The organism is Sphaerospermopsis reniformis (assembly GCF_005402885.1).
Taxonomy (GTDB): domain Bacteria; phylum Cyanobacteriota; class Cyanobacteriia; order Cyanobacteriales; family Nostocaceae; genus Sphaerospermopsis; species Sphaerospermopsis kisseleviana.
The window spans coordinates 1-19,410 of sequence record NZ_BJCE01000016.1; the positions used below are offsets into that span (position 1 = coordinate 1).

The following is a 19,410-nucleotide window of genomic DNA, read 5'->3' on the forward strand; positions in this document are numbered from 1 at the left end:
AAGGTGAAAAATCCATTCTTCTTGTAGGCCAATTAAACTAATACCAGTAACTCCCAATCCTAACCCTAACCATCCCCAAAGACCAATATGTTCTTGAAATAACCACAGGGACAATAAAGCTACTGCTAAAGGTTGGGAGTCAATCATTACAGAACCTAAACCCGCACTGGTTCTCACTAAACCTTCTGCTAAAAAACCTTGAAACAGGGTAGCATCAACTAAAGCAAAGATGATAATCCATAACCATGCTAACCATCCTTTGGGTTGGGGTCTACCCATGAAAGCAGCAGCGATGAGAATTAATACCCCCGCAGGTAGTAAACGTACTCCTGCCATAAATAATGGTGTGGTATGAGGTATGACTCCTTTCATTGCTACCATTGCTGTACCCCAGAGGAAAAAGGGAGCAATTAATAATAGGGAAGCTAGGGTAGATTTTGATCCTCTCAGTTGCAGTTGCATCAGTTGTATTGGATTTTTGTTAAATTAAGTGTAAATATTACTTTACCTAATTTTACAGAAACATTGGTTTTTCTGTTTATGTAACATTGTTACCGATCTTTTTTGCATTATTACTGTCACCTGTCTCCTCATCTTTTGATCTTCTCTAGCTCCTGACTACTCTGAACAATGGGAATAGTGAAATGAAACTGACTTCCCTGGTTCTTACCTTGGGACTCAGCCCAAATTTTCCCACTCCAACCGTTGACTATTTGCCTACAAATGGCTAAACCCAGTCCCGTACCTCCCGCAGTCCGTCTTAAAGCTCCCTCTTCTTGATAAAAACGATCAAATACTACTTCTAAGCGGTTGGGTTCAATTCCCCTACCAGTATCAGCTACAATCACTTCTACCTCATAATTACTATTTTGATGAGCTTTAATTGTTATTTGCCCTGATGTGGGTGTGAACTTACAAGCATTATCTATAATTTTTGCTAATACTTCCACAAGCCAATCACCATCAGCCCTAACTAAAGGTAAACTTTCGGCAATTTGTGTTTTGATGGTTGGTGGTTTTTCTGCCGTGGAGCGTGTACGTAGGCGACTAAGGGCTAAATCTACACATTCTTGTAAAGTCAAAGATTCGGGATGCCATTCCACACGCCCGCTTTCTAAGTTAGAAAGAGTGAGAAAATCCTGTACCAGTTTCCGCATTCTTTCTGAATCAGAAAGTGCTGTAGTTAGCATTACCTGTTGCAACTCTAAAGGCATATCCGGTTCACTGGCCAGACTTTCTAAACACACTTGAATGGTGGAGAGGGGGGTTCGCAGTTCATGACCGGTGATAGCAATTAAATTACTGCGGGTACGGTCAAGGGCTTCTAATTGTTTGTTTAGTTCTTCTAAATTGGCAAAAGCTTCAGCTTGAATCAAAGCTGCACCTACTTGAGTAGCGATCGCCTTAACTAAATCCAATTCTCCAGCTTGCCATTCATGGGCAGGTAAATGACAAAAATGTAACTCTACCATTCCCAGTAGTCGTCCCTGGGAAAATACAGGTTCTATCAACCACGAATGAATAGTAAACCTTTTAACAATTAAAGAAAGTGCGGTAGAACTAGTAACACGACAATCTGTAAGTGTATCAGTAATACATATACCTTCACCCAGTTGGGTAATTTCGTGAAATAAAGGATTTTGTGCCAAATTCCAGGTTTGTCCCCGTACTGAGACAACATCAGGACTTAAAAACTCATGTTCAATTATTGCTTGGTCATCAGTAGATTGAGCGCGGTAAATCAGACAACGATCAGCTTCTAGATGTTGACCTAACTCTTGAGCAGCTACTTGCAAAACTGCCTGTGGATCAAGCGATCGCCTAATTGCCATACTAATAGAATTGATCAACTTTTCTTTTCTAGCTTGAGCAGCAATAGAACGATAAGCTTTATGCAGCTTATATTGACTAGCTTGCAAATAAGTTACTAATCGCTGTACAAAAGGGTCAGTATCAATACTAAAAGCGGATTCATTAATTGATTTTGGTTGGGACTTGAGTGGTACTGAACCGATACCAAACCTCTGACGTGCCTGGTTAATTTTGCCCGCTAAATCGGGTCTATAAACTTCTATTCTTTGCAATATCAATTCTGCGGCCTTGAGACTAACTCCTCTGTCAGAAGTCCAAATTCCCTCAAATCTCCGCGCTGTGTCTATATCCAGACTAGAGGTCATTTCTGGTAACTGCTGATTTTTAGCAATTGACCTCACACTTTCTCGACATACTAAACAAGTAGCATAATTATCCGCGATTACAACTAAATGCCATTCTTTACTTAAAGCATCATCCGGTTCAAAAGCTACCTTTTCATAGTCATCCGAACTATTAGCAAACTCTGTTTCTGGTGCAGATAATACGTATATTTGGTCACTTCTCTCGGCAAGGCGTTGATAGCGATGAGCTTCTTGACGATAAAATCGCTCTCGCTGAAAACTAGCAATAATAAGCGGTTGATCCAAGGAAGTCGCCAAAACCTGATCTTCCATTGCATGGGAGAGCGCAGTTAGGGAAGCCTTGAAATACAACTGAGTCCGCAAGTAAGGTAGTGACTGTAGCAAATCACTCAGCACAGAAGTCGAAATGCTCATGAATATCTTTAAACGCCCAATCTAGACCTTTAGAAAGCACCTGTCCAGATATTAACCCAAAAACTACCTTGGTAAGTTTGATGACTGTTGACCATTGACAAAACTCAAAATTTTTTTAAATAAACATTAACTAAACATTAACTAAACATATTTATGAGTATTTTCTAGTTCTAGTATCTCTCATTGCTGATCAAAGAATAAAACCCTAGAAAATCCTCAGTTTTCAGCCTTGACTTCAGATGTAAAAGGTATAGATTTATTGGTGACTGGTGACTGGTGATTGGTGATTGGTGACTGGTGATTGGTGACTGGTGATTGGGTTATTAATCTTCCCCTGCCCCCTGCTCCCTTGCCCTGTGCTTCCCTGCCTCTTCCCCAGTCCCGCGTCCAGTATAGGGAAATTTGGCTCATGACACCGGATATGTTGATGACCCCAGAGAAAATCGTCCTCGATGGCAAAATTTTTATTCCTGCTGAACAAGTACCCATTCCAGAATGGCCTTGCGTTGTCAGTGAAAGACCACAACCCACTTTAACGGTTAAAGATGATGATTTATTTTTGGTGACAGATACAATGGGGAACATTTCCGGTTGTTCCCTAGAAGATGGGAATCCCAGTGTGGGTTTATTTTGCGCTGATACCCGATTTTTGAGTCGTTTAGAGTTACAAATTAATGGGCGATCGCCTGTTTTATTAAGCAGCACTGCTGATAAAGGTTTTGCTCTCTCTGTTTTATGCACTAACCCCAAAATTGATGATCACTTAAATGCTGATACTATTGGTATTCATCGGGAAATTGTCCTTAATGGTGCATTATTTGAAGAAATAGAAATTTCTAACTACAGCACTTCTAGCATTACTTTTGAAATTAGTCTTAGCTTTGATGCTGACTTTGCAGATTTATTTGAAGTTCGTGGTTTTTATCGAGGAAACCGGGGTAAATTATTACGATTATCAGAACTAAAAAACTGTTCAGAAAACCTCAGCCTTGCCTATCAAGGTTTAGATGGTGCAGTGATGGAATCCCGGATACAATTCCAACATCAACTACCAGATTATTTTCAAGGTTATACCGCAATTTGGCGTTTAGAATTAGCTTCTCACGAAACCAAAAAACTCGGTTATCGGTTGCAGAGTTTAACTAATAATCAACCGATTTCTAATGTCAATGCTGCCACAACTTTGGCACAAGCAAAAGCTTCTGAATTAATGGAGGAGCAAAACTGGGTACAACAAATTACCCGCATTCACTCAGATAAAAGTCTTTTTAATAGAGTGATTGAAAGAGCAGAACAAGATTTGTATTTATTGCGCCAATCTTTTGGCAAATATAAAACTGTTTCCGCAGGTGTTCCTTGGTTTTCCACTTTGTTTGGACGGGATTCTATTATTACCGCTTCCCAAACTTTGATGTTAAATCCCCAAATTGCTAAAGAAACTTTAATGATCTTGGCAGAATATCAAGGTAAAAAAGAAGATATTTGGCGAGAAGAAAAACCAGGGAAAATTTTACATGAGTTACGGTTTGGAGAACTAGCAAGGTGTCAAGAAATTCCCCATACACCTTATTACGGAACAGTAGATGCAACGCCTTTATGGTTGATGTTGTATGCTGATTACTATGCTTGGACTCATGATCAAGAAACCCTAGAAACATTGTGGAGAAATGCTTTATCCGCCATGGATTGGATTGATAGAAATATTCAAGAAACAGGCTATCTTAGCTACAATCGTAAATCAAAAGGTGGTTTAGTTAACCAAGGTTGGAAAGACTCTGGTGATTGTATTGTGAATAGAAAAGGTGAGTTAGCTAAAGGGGCGATTTCTTTATGTGAAGTGCAAGCTTATGTCTATGCTGCAAAAATCAAATTAGCAGAAATAGCGAAGATGAAAAAGCGGCTAGATTTAGCTGAAACTTGGTTAGAAGAAGCTAAAAATCTCAGAGTTAGATTTAACAAAGATTTTTGGATAGAAGATCAAGATTTTTGTGCTTTAGCTTTAGATGGGGAAGGAAATCAAGTAGATAGTATTAGTTCTAATCCTGGACATTGTTTATCTTTGGGAATTTTTACCCCAGAAAAAGCCTACAGTGTAGCAGAAAGATTGCGAGCGCCGGATATGTTTAATGGTTGGGGAATTAGAACTTTAAGTAGTTTGTCACCTGCTTATAATCCAATGGGTTATCACATTGGTTCAGTGTGGCCACATGATAATTCTTTAATTGCGATGGGACTGCGTTCTTTGGGTTTAATTGATCAAGCTTTGGAATTATTTCAAGGTTTGTTTAATATGACTTCTCAGCAATCTTATCAACGTCCACCAGAATTATTTTGTGGTTATGAAATGAATGGAGATAATGCACCTGTGCAATATCCTGTTGCTTGTAGTCCCCAAGCTTGGGCTACAGGTAGTATATTTCAATTATTGCAAATGATAGTGAATTTAGTACCAGACGCACAGAATAATTGTTTACGAATTATTGACCCTGCTTTGCCGGAATCAATTAATCGTTTATCGTTGCATAATTTGCGTGTTGGTGCGACGATTCTTGACTTAGAATTTGAGCGGGTGGGGAGTACAACTTCCTGTAGAGTTGCGAATAAAAGGGGGAATTTAAGAGTTGTAATTGAAGCTTAGATTAGTTCATAGATCCCCGACTTCTTGAAGAAGTCCGGGATCTGGGTATAATCAGATGAACACAGATAAACGCAGATTTTTTTGATAAACATCCTGTTAATCCTTTAATCCTGGACATCCTGATTCTGACAAAAAAATAAGTTATAATAATCTATCAAAGACTTCATAATTAAAGCCTTATGCTAACTACATACACTGCAAAATATACTAAAACCAATAGCGGATATATGGGACAACTAATTGAATGGCAAGAAGTCATTACAGAAGGAGAAACATTAGAAGAATGTAGAGATATGTTACAAGATGCTCTCAAAGAAATGATTATTGCCTATACCTATATCAGCAACTAACCACTGAAAATCACCTGATATTTTTTCTATTTCATCTTCTGAAGTGGAAACCATAACTTGAGAATCTTGTTTTAATTCACCCTTTTTTTGAGTGCATTAAGCTGTTGTGCATTTAATTTGTATAAGTGGAACAGGCATCTTGCCTGTTAAATAAGAGTTCAGAATATTAGGATTATACAATTTAGCTGTGTAACAGCTTATTTGTCAATAATTAATATTTTTATTATAACAAAAGTAGGGGTAAAGCACATTGCTAAACCCCTACAGATTCCCAAATTATAAAAATAATTATTGAATTACAGCAGATTGCAGATAAGTGAGGTACAGAATCTAAATTGAAACCTATACACCAAGCCAGTTTTACTCCTGACCCCTGACTCCTGACTCCTGCTGTAATTAAGCATCTTCTGAACGTTCAATTTTTTGACCAGGAGAAGATTCATATAAAGCATCCAACTGTTGACGCGCATCATCCACATTAATAGAACGCATTACCAAAAGCGGTTCTTTAATTAAATTACCGGAATTATCTAATAATTCTGGATGAGGTACAGATTGTCTTGTTGCTCGATAATAACCAAAGCTACCTTTATTCCCCGCAGAGGATGTATTTGGATAAGGTCGCTCCCGATCAAAACTGAACATGACTAGGTTACGAATTAAATTACTGACAGCAATAAACGCTAAAACGGTAAAAGCTAAAACGTAGAGCAGGTGTAACATAAAATTATCCTCCAGGGGCAACAAATTTTACAAAATCTAAAGTTTTATATCGTAGTCCTCAACTTTTCTTTACCTGCAATTTACAAGGAAAACAAAAGTTAAGTTATTTATTTGTGTTGTGATATTTTGTAATCTTATTCAGATTAACGTAACATGGTATACATTATTTTTTTATGAAAATAATGTTAAGGTCTTTGTCCTAATGTTGGGATTTATGACCATAAAGATCACTCATGCTGTGATTGACGGTAACGCATACCAACTTTCCAACATTCGCCTAATAATTGATGCCAAGGCATTAATGTAGCCATATCCAGTCCCACTTTTTTACCAGTTACAGCAAATAGCATTTTGGAAGTATTTAATTCTGCTTGTGCTTGCGTAACTCGGTTGAGTAAATCAGATTGTTCCTGTTCACTCATAAATGAGATTTTCTCATTTTCTAATAATTGACGTGATCGCGCAAACCAATATTCAAAATCCTCTAACAGCGGCTCCAAGACTGACTTTAGCAACTCAGCACTTGGTGAATTTGAGTCACCCATATATAAGAAGCATATTTCCTAATGTCTTCTTGATATTAACGCTATTTACGAAACTTAACAATCGCCTCATAACTTACCTGCCAAAACAACCAAAATTTGTAATTTGTTATACAATACACAATTGTATAATTTTGGCAAGAGGTTTGTACAGTTCCTTGCGACTATTTTTTGATCTGTCTAAAGGAGTATCTATTGTGAACATTTAGAGATAATAATTACAAACAATTGTTAGGGGGCAATGCAGTTTTGTGGGGTCATCCCACAAAATTGCATTACTCCCAGATCAAAATGAGTGACTGACCTGTACAGATGATTGATCTTACCAATGATGGTAACTATGATGTGGTTTTGACTATTTCTGGTTCAGCTATTGCTTCTTTGACTCCAGATGGAAATGAAAATTTAGTAAATGAATAAGAGCAGAAACTTCCCCGAACCATGATTTTTTCCGTCCGAACCATGATTTTTTCTGCTAATTGTCAGGTTATCTATACTGAATTTTACTGATAAATCACCACAAAATCTGACAGCGATCGCTCAACTCCACAGTGACCAATCTCTAGCTTTGCTGGTGGAAACTGCTGATATATATAGCTTGAGGCGCTGGTCGAAAATTAATCAGCGCCTGGAATGATGACCTCGCTGGTTAATTTATTATTCGTGGCTAGAAGTTTCTAGTCTTTGGCTTTTGAGGTTCTGTAACTGTTGCAGCAGGGAATCTACTTCTGCTTGCAGGTCAATAAATTTTTCTTGTTGTTCGTCTTGGTAGTAAGCCTTGGTGAGCTTCTTTACCAATTCACTATGAGATTCGCAGCTGGCAACACTGGATGATAAAGTTGACATAGTTATGTTCTTTCCGAAACTAAACTCACACCATTAGAGATATTATAATAAAGCTATCTTAACCTTTCTTAAAATCAAGTATACTTTTAATTACATACTCTAATAGGTTTCCTGCTAAATCATAAGTGACTGCGATAATAGTGAGTGTGTTCCTCGGTGGTGATTGGTGACTGGTGATTGGTGACTAGGAAAAATCTTTCCTCCCCTGCTCCCTGCCTGATCTGTTGCTAGATATCGCCATTTGCATGGTAAAGTGATTGACACTATCAAAAAAATCTATTTTTCTCATCTCCTAATCCCTAGTTAAGAAGTTTAGAATCCTGTGACTTTGAGCTTGTCTGTTGCTAAATCTCATCGCCAACCTTGGCCGGGGCTAATAGAAGCCTACCGTGAATACTTGCCTGTGAGCGAAAGTACCCCTGTGGTGACTTTGTTGGAGGGTAATACTCCTTTGATTCCTGTACCAGCGATCGCTGAACGTATTGGTAAGCAGGTGCAAGTATTTGTTAAATATGATGGTCTGAACCCTACTGGCAGTTTTAAAGACCGGGGTATGACTATGGCTATTACCAAGGCTAAGGAAGCTGGTGCTAAGGCGGTGATTTGTGCTAGTACAGGCAATACTTCCGCTGCTGCTGCTGCCTATGCTAAACGCGGAGGAATGCGCCCCTTTGTATTGATTCCTGATGGTTATGTGGCTTTGGGTAAGCTGGCTCAAGCTTTGTTATATGGGGCGGAAGTTTTAGCTATTAAAGGTAATTTTGACCGGGCTTTAGAAATTGTCCGGGAAATGGCGGATCATTATCCGATTACTTTGGTAAATTCTGTCAATCCTTACCGCTTGGAAGGTCAGAAAACAGGGGCTTTTGAAGTGGTGGATGCGTTGGGTAATGCTCCTGAATGGTTGTGTATTCCGGTGGGAAATGCGGGAAATATCACAGCATATTGGATGGGTTTTTGTCAATACCATCAAGCGGGAAAATGCGATCGCTTGCCAAAAATGATGGGTTTTCAAGCTGCTGGGGCTGCACCGTTGGTAAATGGTCAACCAGTGCTACATCCTGAAACTATAGCGACGGCGATTAGAATTGGTAATCCTGCGAGTTGGGATAAGGCGATCGCTGCCCAAACTGCCAGTATGGGTAGTTTTAACTCTGTTACAGATGAGGAAATTTTGGACGCTTATCGGTTGTTAGCGTCTTCTGAAGGTATTTTCTGTGAACCTGCCAGTGCTGCTTCCGTAGCTGGGTTATTAAAAGTGAAAGATCAAGTTCCTGCTGGTGCGACGATAGTTTGCATTTTAACTGGTAATGGTTTGAAAGATCCAGATACAGCCATTAAACACAGTCATGCTCAGTTTAAACAAGGTATTCCCGCAGATTTGCAAGCGGTAGCTGAGGCTATGGGTTTTTAAATAATGCTGGGGACTGGTGACTGGGAAATCAGGCAAAAGGCAAGAGGCAAGAGGCAAAAGTTTCTTAATTTTGAATTTTGAATTTTGAATTTTGACTTGATACCTCCCCTGCTTCCTCTGATTTTAATAGCTATCTATGAAACGAGAATATCACTGACCTTAATCTTAATTTCTGGCAATACTTCACTTTTAATTAATTCATCACCTGTATAAATAAATTCTTCATACAATCCTTCTACTAAAGATAAAACCGTAATTTTGTTTTGTGCAGGATCAACAATCCAATATTCAGAAATTCCCCTAGCTGCATACTCAGAACGCTTGAAGCGATAGTCTCTAACTTCATTTTCAGTACCAGGTGATACCACTTCTATAGCTATTAATGGTGGTGGCATTTCATGGGTAATAGTTCCTCTTTTTGTCGCTTCTAAAGCGGCGCGACATTCTTCACCCAAGATTAGTAAATCAGGGATTCTTACCTTAGCTCTACGTCCACTTACTTCAATCATAATTTCTTTATATTTTAATAAATGAAGAGGGACTATTTTAGACAATTCCAACAATAATCGCATTGATATATCAGAATTAAAAATTGATTCTGGTGGCATTAAAACTAATTCTCCATCTACTAATTCATAGCGATTTCCAGTGCCATCATCATAGGCATAGTAATCTTCAAAGGAAAAATAATTGATTGGTGCTTGAGGAGTTTGAACCATAAATATAATTCCATAATTCCATTCGCTTAGTACATATTAACCCAAGTTGATAACTAGGTACTTACGTTATCTCCCACCTCCCCTGCTTCCTCTGTCTCCCCTGTTGCCTTTGTGGCTGCTCTCAACTGTGTCAAACTATCAATAGCATCACCTAAAGCTGTAGTGAGATTTTTACGGGTTTGCTCGTGGTTTTCCTGTTCTGTTTTGAATGCTTGAATGAGGCGATCGCGTTCTTGAGTCACAGCGATCAATTTAGCTTTTAATTCCTCTATAGATGTGTCTTCAGTTAGTTCTGACTCAATAGCCGTTGTGGTCGTTTCTGTAATTGTATCAGTGTTAATACCTTGAAGTTTCCAAAGTTCAGCTTTTAAAGATGCAATTTCTTGTTGATACATCTTGGCATCGGTGCGACGTTGTTCTGATTCAGTGTTATAGAGTTGTCGCCATTTTTGTGAACTTTCCCAAGCTTCATCACGTTTTTGTTGCAGTTGAGCCATCTGCTGTTTGAGGCTTTGAATTTCGGATAACCATTTTTGTGTTAAATCTTGAGTCATATCATGTCCGGTTGCACAATTATCATATCTGTTGAGGCTGGTAATTGGTAATTGGTAATTGGTAATTGGTAATTTCTCATGAAACAGCTATATCGTAAGTGATTGGGCGGACATTATATCATAGTAGCTTTTATGTATAAATTTTGACATAAAATCTGTTCCCTGTTCCCTGTTCCCTGCTATATATTGACAGTAAAACTGGACTCTCATCAATTATTGCGGCAATGTTGATTTCTCCATTGATGGGGAGTATTCTAGTTAACCAGGAAGTTACCGAAGCACAAGATATAATTCAGAAGCGATCGCAAGCTATTACAGAATACCTACAATTAAAATGGCAAGTCAGTGATGCTCGGATCAGCACCCAAATAGGAACAGAAGTTTCCCCACAAGATACGCGCCCTTTTTGGAAAGCTAAACTCATTTCTTTAGGATTAACAATTGGTACTATCTTACTTTTAATGCTGGCTTCTTTTCTGGTATTTATTAGTGATTTACTTTTGGGTATGCTGGTGCGTGGTAATCCTTATTTGGGATTCTTATTACCTCTTTGGAAATTGTTACTTTGGCCTTTAGCTTTAATGATTGTTGCTGCTACATTTAGCTTAGTCTATCGTTATGGACCAAGTGTGTGGAAACCAGGTACACCATTAATGCCAGGAGCAGTTTTAGCAGCTATCTTTTGGGCGCTGGTTTCGGCATTATTTCGCCTTTATGTTACCAACTTTGGAAATTATAATAAAGTTTATGGTACAGTGGGAACTTTTATAGTATTAATGTTATGGTTATGGATGAGTGCCTTTGTTCTCCTTGTTTGCAACCAATTAAATGTAATTGTTGGTGACTCTATGACAGTGAAAACAGGAAACTAGGAAGGTAAATAACCCAATTACCAATTACCAATTACCAATTACCAATTATATAAAATGTCTAACTCTCACAATAAAATTTACATTGAATCTGATGGTTATGCACCAACATTAAAACGTTTACAACAAATTAGTAAACTGTTAGATAATGCTATTACCATTCCGGGAACTCCAGTAGGTATTGGTTTAGATCCAATTTTGGGATTAATACCTGTTGGTGGTGATGTTTTGGGATTGATATTTTCTCTTTATATTATCATTGAATCGGCAAAGTTAGGTATATCAAAAGCAACTTTAGGCAGAATGATTGTAAATATTATCATTGATGCTTTAGTCGGTGCTATTCCGATGTTGGGAGATTTATTTGATTTTGCTTGGAGAGCAAATAATTACAACCTGATTTTATTGGAAGATTACTTAAAATCTCCTGGTGAAAAAAAGAAGGCCGATCAAGGTTTTATTATTGCTCTTTTTGCAGTGTTGGTTGTACTTGGTATTGTTTTAATTGCATTACCTGTTATTTTTATAGGAATGCTATGGAAAGCTTTAAATGGTGGGTAAATTAATCATTAACTAAGCTGTTATGCATTTAATTTGTATAAGTGGAACAGGCATCTTGCCTGTTAAACAAGAGTTCAGAATATTAGGATTATACAATTTAGTTGTGTAACAGCTTAACTCAAAATATCCTATTCCCTATTCCCTATTCCCTATTCCCTATTCCCTATTCCCTATTCCCTATTCCCTATTCCCTATTCCCTATTCCCTATTCCCTATTCCCTATTCCCTATTCCCTATTCCCTATTCCCTATTCCCTAACTAATAATATGAAAAACTGGTGGCAATTTCATTTTCCTCAAGGTCAACAAAATATAATTATTACTGATGCGTATGGCTATCCTGTAAAAATTGCTTATGGTGAAAAAGGTACAGGTAAACCATTAATTTTATTACATGGTTTGGGCAGTTGGAGTTATAATTGGCGATACAGTATTGAACCATTATCTAAATATTTTCGGGTAATTTGTTTTGATGCTAAAGGTTATGGTTTTTCGGAAAAAGCTATTTACCGTAGAGAAAAGAGTGGTCATCAAATAATTGAATTAGAACGGATTATTCAATCTTTATGTGATGAACCTCCCGTCATTGTCGCTGAGTCTTTAGGTGCGTTAGTTTCTTTAGCATTAGCGGCTAAAAATCCTCAATTAATTGGGAGTTTAGTGGTTATGAATGCGCCCATTTTTACCGAAACCTTACCTCATTGGGCAATGGGTTTATTAGCACAAACACCATTAGAAATTATCCACACAATTGATTTTTTACGTCTTGCTTTTGTGTTTGCACCTCTAGTTAGGGAAGTCATGGGTATGGAAAGACGAAAAGTGTTATTTAATCCTGCTATTCTCACAGAGGAAGATGTTTATTGGATAACTTATCCTTTTATTGAAATTCCCGGAACTTTAGTGAAAGTTGCGGAAGAATTACAAATAGCAGCTAGAGAAATTGAGAATTTACAAGCTAAAAAACCAAATATGTTAACTGAAATTCAAAATAGTCTCACTGCTATTGAATGTCCAACTTTAATTTTATGGGGTGATCAAGATAGTTGGTTTCCTGTGAGTCACGGTGAAAAATTACATCATTATATTCCTCATTCACAGTTAAAAATTATAGAAAATTGTTATCATGACGCATCCACAGGTGCTAATGATGTAGTGAATAGAGAAATTATGAAATTTTTGCAAGATACGAATTTCTGTTAAACTGTAATTTAAGCCATTATCAATTGTCAATCATCAATTATCAATTATTAATTGATAAAAGAAGAGTGGGAGAAGGCATACCAAGCGCCTTTTTTCTCCCACTCTACATTTGCTGCTGGGGCGTTCAGGAATATGTTTTAATAGACGCTATCCGTTATTTAGGGGGCTATGTATTTCAACGATAGTGTCTAGATGATGTGAGTATTCCTGTTGCAGCAAATGTTAAACCTGATTTCTTTTTGATTTCTTTGATTTTTTATTATTTTTTGCTGAACTAATAGCCCAACAAAATATTAGTAGATTGCTTTGTTTGTTCATAATTCAAACTTGTGAAACAGCCTTTTTAAGCAGAAGCTATTTTATGTAGTAACCCCAGATAACAACATTATTGAAGTCGTTTATCTTTTAATAATTTAACTGGGTTGTTTACTGATTGGTTGCCAAGTTGGCACTTTTTATTATTTGTTTTTAGCCATTAGTCATTGGGGAAAATCTTCTCCCCTGCTTCTTCACTGTCACCTGTCACCTTTCACCTATTCCTCGACACCCTTTCTTAAATACGTTGTGGAAGTTTGAGTATGCGATAAATAACCCAACAACCAGATGCACAACTGAGGGCGATCGCCAACATTAACCATAAAGGTGTAGGATTACTGATATTAGAAGATAGTACGTTTTCTTTTTTACTGACTACTTCTATGGTTTTTTCTGGTTCTATTTTGGGAACGTAGCCAATATAAATTAGCTGGAAATAGCCAAATATTCCCACTCCCAGGGGAATAACTAACAACCCCACAAACCATAACCAAGGATACTTTAGGCACCGTTTCTTAATTAGAGATGTATTTTTTAATTCTTCTGAAGTGCTGTTTACAGTTGTGGTTAGTTCTGGTTTTGCATTGTGACTGTTCATGATTCATTTCCACTTGCATCCTCTAGTAGTTTATTATACTATAAGATACAAGTGTTATTTAACAGTAGGATAAAGGGGGTTGAAAGTAGTTTTTTGGCAAAATAGCGGTTTTTTACCAAAAATTTCCAAAAAAATTGGATATTATGCTACTTTTTCCCCATTATCTGCAAATTACTTTACTGAATCTTCTAATTTAGAATTGGTATGTCTTTCAATGGCAAGTTGAATTAATTTATCTACTAATTCTGTAAAAGAAATACCAGTATTTGCCCAAAGTTGCGGATACATACTTGTAGATGTAAACCCTGGTAAGGTGTTAATTTCGTTAATCAAAATTTCTCCAGTAGCTTCTACATAGAAAAAGTCTACTCGCGCTAAACCTGCACCATCAACTGCTGCAAAGGCTTGTAATGCCATTTCTTGAATTTGTTGAACTACTGTTTCTGGTAAAGGTGCAGGAATTAATAAGTCTGCTTTACCCTCAGTATACTTGGTTTCATAATCGTAAAAATCGCTATCAAAGGTAATTTCACCAATAACGGAGGCTTTGGGGTTGTCGTTGCCTAAAACCGCACATTCTACTTCTCTGGCAACTACTCCGGCTTCGACTATGATGCGTCTATCATAAGTTGCAGCGTTATCTAAAGCCGCTTCTAATTCTTGACGCGATCGCACTTTGGCTATTCCTACGGATGAACCCAGATTAGCAGGTTTGACAAAACAAGGATAGCCTAATGTTGCTTCTATTTCATCACACAATTTAGGAAATATACAAGGGTTTGACCAAATTTGCGCTCTCGTTATTGCTTTGTATTTTACCTGGGATAAACCTGCTTGGGCAAAAGCGGTTTTCATAGCAATTTTATCCATCCCGGCGGCTGAACCTAACACCCCAGAACCAACAAAGGGAACTTGCATTAATGTTAGTAAACCTTGAATTGTTCCATCTTCGCCATTGGGTCCGTGGAGTATGGGAAACCACAAATCAATTTCTGCTGTTTCTGCGGGAAATTGCCATAAATTAGGGGTTATAGCGGGATTTTCTGTGGCTTCACTAGATTTTAAAACTTGTTGTGCAGTTTCTCCCCCTTGCCAAACACCATTTTTTTGGATGTAAAAAGGCACAATTTCATATTTCTGACTATTTGCTTCTGCACTCAAAGCATTTGCGATCGCCCTTGCAGAAATTATTGATACTTCATGTTCTCCAGAACGTCCACCAAACAGCAACCCCACCCGCAGTTTAGACATCTTCCTTACCTCGACACTATCTAAAGGTGATAGCGTACCACAAGGAATGTTATTAGGTAATTGGTAATTGGTAATTGGTAATTGGTAATTGGTAATTAATTGGGTTATTTACCTCCCCTGTTCCCTCTTCCCCGTTCCCCGTTCCCTGTACTTCAATTTTTATTAGCTAATGTCAAACCATCAGCTATGGGAACTAAACTCAAGGTAATTCTTGAGTCTTGATATAATTTTTGATTAAAGGCGCGAATTTTTTTAGTTTGATTATCTTGTATTTCTGGATCTGCTACTTTCCCAGACCATAAAACATTATCAATGGCAATTAGTCCACCGGGTCGAATTAATTGCAGCGATCGCTCATAATAATTTTCATAGTTTCCTTTATCAGCGTCAATAAAGGCAAAATCAAAACTTTCTGCTTCTCCTGCTGCTAACAAGTTATCCAAAGTTTCCAAAGCTGGGGCAATATGCAAGTCAACTTTATCTGCTATTCCTGCTTTTTCCCAATATCGCCTAGCTATGCTGGTATATTCTTCACTGACATCACAGGCAATAATTTTACCATCTGCTGGTAAAGCCAACGCTACCACTAAGGAACTATAACCCGTAAATACTCCTATGTCTAATGTTTTTTTTGCTCCTATCAATTTAACCAACAATGCCATAAATTGTCCCTGTTCTGGGGAAATTTGCATTATAGACATTGGTAGCTGGGCGGTTTCTTGACGTAGTTGGGTTAAAATTTCTGGTTCACGTACAGAAACAGAAAGTAAATAATCATACAGGTTCTGTTCTAAGCCTATAGTTTGTTTTGCCATGACTGTGATGCTAAATTTATTGAACTAATATATCTGTATCTCAGTATTTTTTATTAGACATCTCCAGAAAAGAAATTATGGAACCTATTTATGGGGGCAGGGCGAAGCTTATGGGATATCTAGATGTCTGATTTTTCCGTTAAATTATCGCCCATAAGCTTCGCCCCTACAACTTATGACAAATTAATACATTCTATTGTGGAGATTTCTATTTAACTTAACATATTTTTTCCTTATCACAATTATAAATGCGAATTTTACAGTTTTTGAATCAGGATAAGAGCAGGATTATGTTGAGAGATGTTGCGAGAAAAGAGAAAGCTGGAATTTTTTAACTAATTTGCCACTAGAATGAATAAACTAAATGTTCTCCAGCAACATTATTAAGTAACCAGCATTAAGTAACCAGCTTGTATTCAAGGGGGTAAGATGAGTCGTCCAATCATTCTTGGTATTGTTGGTGATAGCGCAGCAGGAAAGACTACGCTAACTAGGGGTATTGCTCAGGTACTTGGATCGGAGAATGTTACACTCATCTGTACCGATGATTACCACCGTTATGATCGTCAACAACGGGCGGAAATCGGTATTACAGCCTTGCATCCTGACTGTAATTACTTAGATATTATGCAGCAGCATCTATCGCTGCTACGGACAGGTCAAACAATTCTAAAGCCTGTTTATAGCCACAAAACGGGTAAATTTGAGCCTCCACAGTACATTAAACCGAATAAGTTTGTCATTATTGAAGGTTTACTGGGTTACTCTACCCGTGCTGCTCGTGATGCTTATGATGTTAAGGTTTATCTTGCTCCTCCTGAATCACTACGGGCAAAATGGAAGGTTAAACGGGATACAGAAAAACGCGGTTATAGTGAAGAACAAGTATTAGCAGAGTTAGAAAAACGGGAACCTGACTCAGAAGCGTTTATTCGTCCCCAACGTCAATGGTCTGATATTGTGGTGAGTTTCTATCCTCCCAATGAAAATGAGGATGAAAGCAATGGACATTTAAATGTACGTTTGGTACTGCGTCCAACTATTCCCCATCCTGATTTTACTCAGATTATTCACCCAGATAATGATGATTCTGAATCAGCGGTGCGTTTGGGACTAGGTAGGGATATGGGTAAACCGGTGGATGTGTTGGAAGTTGATGGACACGCTACCTTGGAACAGGTGAATAAGATAGAGCATATCATGTGTAATGATCTGCCTTATTTAAAGAATATTTGCGATCGCGAAATCAATCCTGAACTTGGTAAAATCGCTGGCACAACAGGGGAAACATTGCAAAGTTACCCCCTAGCTTTGACACAGTTGATTATTACCTATCATATGCTCAAAGCAACGCAGATTCATCAGTAAATAGGACTGCTGATTGGTGACTGGTGGTTAGCAGACTAAGCAGACATGATAAGTATTAAACTTAATCATAAAATTCGTAACTACCACCTGCCAATTTACAAATATTGATATCATATTTTTCCACTACATCACCATCAGCAAATTTGGCTAGAAAGTCATAGATACAAGTTGTGCGCTCGTCATTGAAATTAATTTCTATCGTCTTTCAAGATCGTAAAACATTATCACCTAAAATATCGTTTTCCCAATTTTTAACCCCACTAGGAGAAGCGTAAAATTCTGTCATATTTGCCCTTGTTTTATTTTCTAACAAAATGGTAATGTCTTCAGCCAAAACTTTTGATGTATTTGCTAATACACTGGGAATAACCAAAGCGGTTACGGCAACACTGGTCAAAAAGGTTTTCAGTTGCATGGTGACAACTCTTTAATTTAAAAAAAGGATACTTTAAAAGTAGGTGTTACAAAATAGCTACTTGTCAAATAAGGATATCTTATATCCAGCAAGTCCTACTTACCAAAATTCCCGGCTATTTAGTCATAAACCACCCCAAAAACCCCAAAACCAACAACAAAGGCATCAACCAATCACCCCAACGCACGTATAAAGTCTGAGTTTTCCGAGTATAAATAGTTTCAGCGTGGGTTTCATAAATATTATACCCTGATTTCCACAAAGTTCTCCCATGCGGATCGACAAAAGCAGAATAACCGGTATTTGTTGCCCTCACAGCCCATCGATCAGTTTCAATTGCTCGCATGATATCCTGGGCATGATGTTGATCTGCCATTGCTGCCGTATAATGGGCATCATTAGAAGAACTCAAAATAAATTCCCCACCATTAACAGCCTGATATCTAAAGATTTCCGAAAAAGCAGACTCATAACAAATACCCACAATAACCCGCCCCAAAGGAGTATCAAAAACTTGATTTTTTGCCCCATGTACTTGATGTTCATCCAAAGGAGATAACCGTTGAACTAACGCCCCAATAACTTCTTCAAAAGGAACAAATTCCCCCAAAGGTACAAGCTTTGACTTATCATATCTGCTAGTAACTTCCCCTTTACCATTTACCCCAAATAAACTATTAGTATAACTTCTTCCCCTTTCCCCAAAACCACCGATCCAAACTACAACCCCTTTATCCTTCACCGCATCTAACAAAGGAGTATTTTGAAAATTACGTTCATATAAAGGTAAAGCACCTTCAGGAGTTAACACCCCATCAACACCTTGATTTACTAATGTTAAATATCCATTAGTATAGTTTGTAATTGCTCGTCTAAATCCTTGAGGAAGCAACTTAATTTCATTAGGAATATTACCTTGAACAATACCTATTTTTAAACCTGAATTTTCACGATTATTCAAAGGTTGGGAATAAAGAACAAAGCCTAAAACATGGGAGATAATTAACAGTAAAACAGCACAAACCAAATAACCATTAAAAAACCCCTTCCTTAAACTCTTTTTCTCCTCTGCGTCTCTGCGTCTCTGCGTGCAAAAATAAATCCAAGACTCCGCAACCAACCCATTAACCGCCACAATAACCGCCGTTACCGTATTCGGTCCAGAAAATTGCCCCAAATGCAAAATTACCAAATTATGCGGTGACTGAGTGTAAGATAAAGAACTCCACCACAAAGATCCAGAACTCCACAAACTTTCCAAACCACACCATATAGCTGTACCAATTAACACCCTTAACCAAGACTGTTGCTTATCTAACCGCACCATCAAAAACGCCCAAAGAGAGACTAACAAACCTCCCCACAGGCTAATAAATGACCAGCAAAAGATGGTAATAAATAAACTTGGCCACCAGGGTACACCTAACCATTTCATGGGGTGAATACCTGTGATCCATGATAGGGCTATTCCATGATAGGCGATCGCCCAAATAAAGGCAGAGGACAGGAATTTATTAGTATATTTAACAACTATCACCCAAGGGGGTGCAAGGGCAACCCAAGCGAAAAACCAAGCACCGACAGGGGCGACTGTCACCCCCATCAATGCCCCACTAGTTAAAGCTACTAGGTAAGGAAG

19 protein-coding genes and 1 pseudogene are annotated in these 19,410 nt (G+C 37.9%); 7 read left to right on the top strand and 13 right to left on the bottom strand.

The window, feature by feature from the left end; translation table 11 throughout:
* The 3 genes from FFR48_RS04015 to FFR48_RS04025 all read right to left on the bottom strand — a co-directional run.
* Nucleotides 1-462, bottom strand: a 462-nt coding sequence (locus FFR48_RS04015) for a DMT family transporter (protein WP_137666456.1), incomplete at its 3' end; no start/stop codon positions are given.
* 128 nt (nucleotides 463-590) lie between these two features.
* Nucleotides 591-2,591 carry a DICT sensory domain-containing protein gene (locus FFR48_RS04020; RefSeq protein WP_137666457.1) on the bottom strand — a complete coding sequence of 667 codons (2,001 nt, stop codon included), beginning with the start codon at nucleotides 2,589-2,591 and terminating at the stop codon, nucleotides 591-593.
* A gap of 216 nt (nucleotides 2,592-2,807) precedes the next feature.
* Nucleotides 2,808-3,002 carry a hypothetical protein gene (locus tag FFR48_RS04025; RefSeq protein WP_137666458.1) on the bottom strand — a complete coding sequence of 65 codons (195 nt, stop codon included), beginning with the start codon at nucleotides 3,000-3,002 and terminating at the stop codon, nucleotides 2,808-2,810.
* Between FFR48_RS04025 and FFR48_RS04030 the strand changes: the two genes are divergently transcribed.
* Entirely contained in the window at nucleotides 3,001-5,229 is a 2,229-nt protein-coding gene (locus FFR48_RS04030; RefSeq protein ID WP_137666459.1) for an amylo-alpha-1,6-glucosidase, read from the top strand. The two genes, FFR48_RS04025 and FFR48_RS04030, sit on opposite strands and share 2 nt — an antisense overlap.
* Before the next feature lie 179 nt (nucleotides 5,230-5,408).
* Entirely contained in the window at nucleotides 5,409-5,579 is a 171-nt protein-coding gene (locus tag FFR48_RS04035) for a type II toxin-antitoxin system HicB family antitoxin (RefSeq protein ID WP_137666460.1), read from the top strand.
* 396 nt (nucleotides 5,580-5,975) lie between these two features.
* Here the strand turns inward: FFR48_RS04035 and FFR48_RS04040 are convergent, their stop codons facing one another.
* The 3 genes from FFR48_RS04040 to FFR48_RS04050 all read right to left on the bottom strand — a co-directional run bounded on the left by FFR48_RS04040 (nucleotide 5,976) and on the right by FFR48_RS04050 (nucleotide 7,690).
* A complete protein-coding gene (locus FFR48_RS04040; RefSeq protein WP_137666461.1) occupies nucleotides 5,976-6,302 on the bottom strand; it encodes a DUF2973 domain-containing protein in 327 nt (108 codons plus the stop codon).
* Between the two features lie 227 nt (nucleotides 6,303-6,529).
* Entirely contained in the window at nucleotides 6,530-6,847 is a 318-nt protein-coding gene (locus FFR48_RS04045; RefSeq protein ID WP_096571220.1) for a DUF2605 domain-containing protein, read from the bottom strand.
* 654 nt (nucleotides 6,848-7,501) lie between these two features.
* Nucleotides 7,502-7,690 carry a hypothetical protein gene (locus tag FFR48_RS04050; protein WP_096571218.1) on the bottom strand — a complete coding sequence of 63 codons (189 nt, stop codon included), beginning with the start codon at nucleotides 7,688-7,690 and terminating at the stop codon, nucleotides 7,502-7,504.
* 322 nt (nucleotides 7,691-8,012) lie between these two features.
* Here FFR48_RS04050 and thrC point away from each other — a divergent pair, with 322 nt between their 5' ends.
* Nucleotides 8,013-9,104 carry a threonine synthase gene (gene thrC, locus FFR48_RS04055; protein ID WP_137666462.1) on the top strand — a complete coding sequence of 364 codons (1,092 nt, stop codon included), beginning with the start codon at nucleotides 8,013-8,015 and terminating at the stop codon, nucleotides 9,102-9,104.
* A 134-nt stretch (nucleotides 9,105-9,238) separates the two neighbouring features.
* On the opposite strand, the gene FFR48_RS04060 is transcribed toward thrC, so the two are convergent.
* Both FFR48_RS04060 and FFR48_RS04065 read right to left on the bottom strand, forming a co-directional pair.
* On the bottom strand, nucleotides 9,239-9,823 hold the full coding sequence (locus FFR48_RS04060; protein WP_137666463.1) for a Uma2 family endonuclease: 585 nt from the start codon (nucleotides 9,821-9,823) through the stop codon (nucleotides 9,239-9,241).
* Nucleotides 9,824-9,876: 53 nt separating this feature from the next.
* Entirely contained in the window at nucleotides 9,877-10,377 is a 501-nt protein-coding gene (locus FFR48_RS04065) for a hypothetical protein (RefSeq protein ID WP_137666464.1), read from the bottom strand.
* A 386-nt stretch (nucleotides 10,378-10,763) separates the two neighbouring features.
* Between FFR48_RS04065 and FFR48_RS04070 the strand changes: the two are divergent.
* The 3 genes and pseudogenes from FFR48_RS04070 to FFR48_RS04080 form a co-directional block, all read left to right on the top strand.
* Nucleotides 10,764-11,249: pseudogene (locus tag FFR48_RS04070) on the top strand (YihY/virulence factor BrkB family protein); the annotation flags it as partial.
* Between the two features lie 54 nt (nucleotides 11,250-11,303).
* A complete protein-coding gene (locus tag FFR48_RS04075) occupies nucleotides 11,304-11,807 on the top strand; it encodes a DUF4112 domain-containing protein (RefSeq protein WP_137666465.1) in 504 nt (167 codons plus the stop codon).
* A 266-nt stretch (nucleotides 11,808-12,073) separates the two neighbouring features.
* Entirely contained in the window at nucleotides 12,074-13,009 is a 936-nt protein-coding gene (locus tag FFR48_RS04080) for an alpha/beta fold hydrolase (protein WP_137666466.1), read from the top strand.
* A 553-nt stretch (nucleotides 13,010-13,562) separates the two neighbouring features.
* On the opposite strand, the gene FFR48_RS04085 is transcribed toward FFR48_RS04080, so the two are convergent.
* The 3 genes from FFR48_RS04085 to FFR48_RS04095 form a co-directional block, all read right to left on the bottom strand.
* Nucleotides 13,563-13,922: a hypothetical protein gene (locus FFR48_RS04085; RefSeq protein WP_096571206.1), complete on the bottom strand. Its 360-nt coding sequence runs from the start codon at nucleotides 13,920-13,922 to the stop codon at nucleotides 13,563-13,565.
* Between the two features lie 171 nt (nucleotides 13,923-14,093).
* On the bottom strand, nucleotides 14,094-15,173 hold the full coding sequence (locus FFR48_RS04090) for a D-alanine--D-alanine ligase family protein (protein WP_137666467.1): 1,080 nt from the start codon (nucleotides 15,171-15,173) through the stop codon (nucleotides 14,094-14,096).
* Between the two features lie 152 nt (nucleotides 15,174-15,325).
* On the bottom strand, nucleotides 15,326-15,988 hold the full coding sequence (locus FFR48_RS04095; protein ID WP_137666468.1) for a class I SAM-dependent methyltransferase: 663 nt from the start codon (nucleotides 15,986-15,988) through the stop codon (nucleotides 15,326-15,328).
* 429 nt (nucleotides 15,989-16,417) lie between these two features.
* On the opposite strand from FFR48_RS04095, the gene FFR48_RS04100 reads away from it, so the two are divergent.
* Entirely contained in the window at nucleotides 16,418-17,356 is a 939-nt protein-coding gene (locus FFR48_RS04100; protein WP_137666469.1) for a phosphoribulokinase, read from the top strand.
* Nucleotides 17,357-17,561: 205 nt separating this feature from the next.
* On the opposite strand, the gene FFR48_RS04105 is transcribed toward FFR48_RS04100, so the two are convergent.
* Together FFR48_RS04105 and lnt are read right to left on the bottom strand one after the other, a co-directional pair.
* Nucleotides 17,562-17,771 (bottom strand): hypothetical protein, encoded by a 210-nt coding sequence (locus FFR48_RS04105; protein WP_137666470.1) that lies wholly within the window; start codon nucleotides 17,769-17,771, stop codon nucleotides 17,562-17,564.
* A gap of 115 nt (nucleotides 17,772-17,886) precedes the next feature.
* Complete coding sequence (gene lnt, locus FFR48_RS04110) at nucleotides 17,887-19,374, bottom strand: apolipoprotein N-acyltransferase (RefSeq protein WP_137666484.1); 1,488 nt, start codon at nucleotides 19,372-19,374, stop codon at nucleotides 17,887-17,889.
* Nucleotides 19,375-19,410: the final 36 nt, after the last annotated feature.

Coding starts and splice junctions, on each gene's coding strand:
- FFR48_RS04025 (WP_137666458.1), bottom strand. CDS start 3,002: ATGAGCCAAATTTCCCTATACTGGACGCGGGACTGGGGAAGAGGCAGG.
- FFR48_RS04090 (WP_137666467.1), bottom strand. CDS start 15,173: ATGTCTAAACTGCGGGTGGGGTTGCTGTTTGGTGGACGTTCTGGAGAA.
- FFR48_RS04100 (WP_137666469.1), top strand. CDS start 16,418: ATGAGTCGTCCAATCATTCTTGGTATTGTTGGTGATAGCGCAGCAGGA.
- FFR48_RS04045 (WP_096571220.1), bottom strand. CDS start 6,847: ATGGGTGACTCAAATTCACCAAGTGCTGAGTTGCTAAAGTCAGTCTTG.
- FFR48_RS04075 (WP_137666465.1), top strand. CDS start 11,304: ATGTCTAACTCTCACAATAAAATTTACATTGAATCTGATGGTTATGCA.
- FFR48_RS04040 (WP_137666461.1), bottom strand. CDS start 6,302: ATGTTACACCTGCTCTACGTTTTAGCTTTTACCGTTTTAGCGTTTATT.
- FFR48_RS04035 (WP_137666460.1), top strand. CDS start 5,409: ATGCTAACTACATACACTGCAAAATATACTAAAACCAATAGCGGATAT.
- FFR48_RS04030 (WP_137666459.1), top strand. CDS start 3,001: ATGACACCGGATATGTTGATGACCCCAGAGAAAATCGTCCTCGATGGC.
- FFR48_RS04060 (WP_137666463.1), bottom strand. CDS start 9,823: ATGGTTCAAACTCCTCAAGCACCAATCAATTATTTTTCCTTTGAAGAT.
- FFR48_RS04065 (WP_137666464.1), bottom strand. CDS start 10,377: ATGACTCAAGATTTAACACAAAAATGGTTATCCGAAATTCAAAGCCTC.
- lnt (WP_137666484.1), bottom strand. CDS start 19,374: ATGGGGGTGACAGTCGCCCCTGTCGGTGCTTGGTTTTTCGCTTGGGTT.
- FFR48_RS04105 (WP_137666470.1), bottom strand. CDS start 17,771: ATGCAACTGAAAACCTTTTTGACCAGTGTTGCCGTAACCGCTTTGGTT.
- FFR48_RS04085 (WP_096571206.1), bottom strand. CDS start 13,922: ATGAACAGTCACAATGCAAAACCAGAACTAACCACAACTGTAAACAGC.
- FFR48_RS04020 (WP_137666457.1), bottom strand. CDS start 2,591: ATGAGCATTTCGACTTCTGTGCTGAGTGATTTGCTACAGTCACTACCT.
- FFR48_RS04095 (WP_137666468.1), bottom strand. CDS start 15,988: ATGGCAAAACAAACTATAGGCTTAGAACAGAACCTGTATGATTATTTA.
- FFR48_RS04080 (WP_137666466.1), top strand. CDS start 12,074: ATGAAAAACTGGTGGCAATTTCATTTTCCTCAAGGTCAACAAAATATA.
- FFR48_RS04050 (WP_096571218.1), bottom strand. CDS start 7,690: ATGTCAACTTTATCATCCAGTGTTGCCAGCTGCGAATCTCATAGTGAA.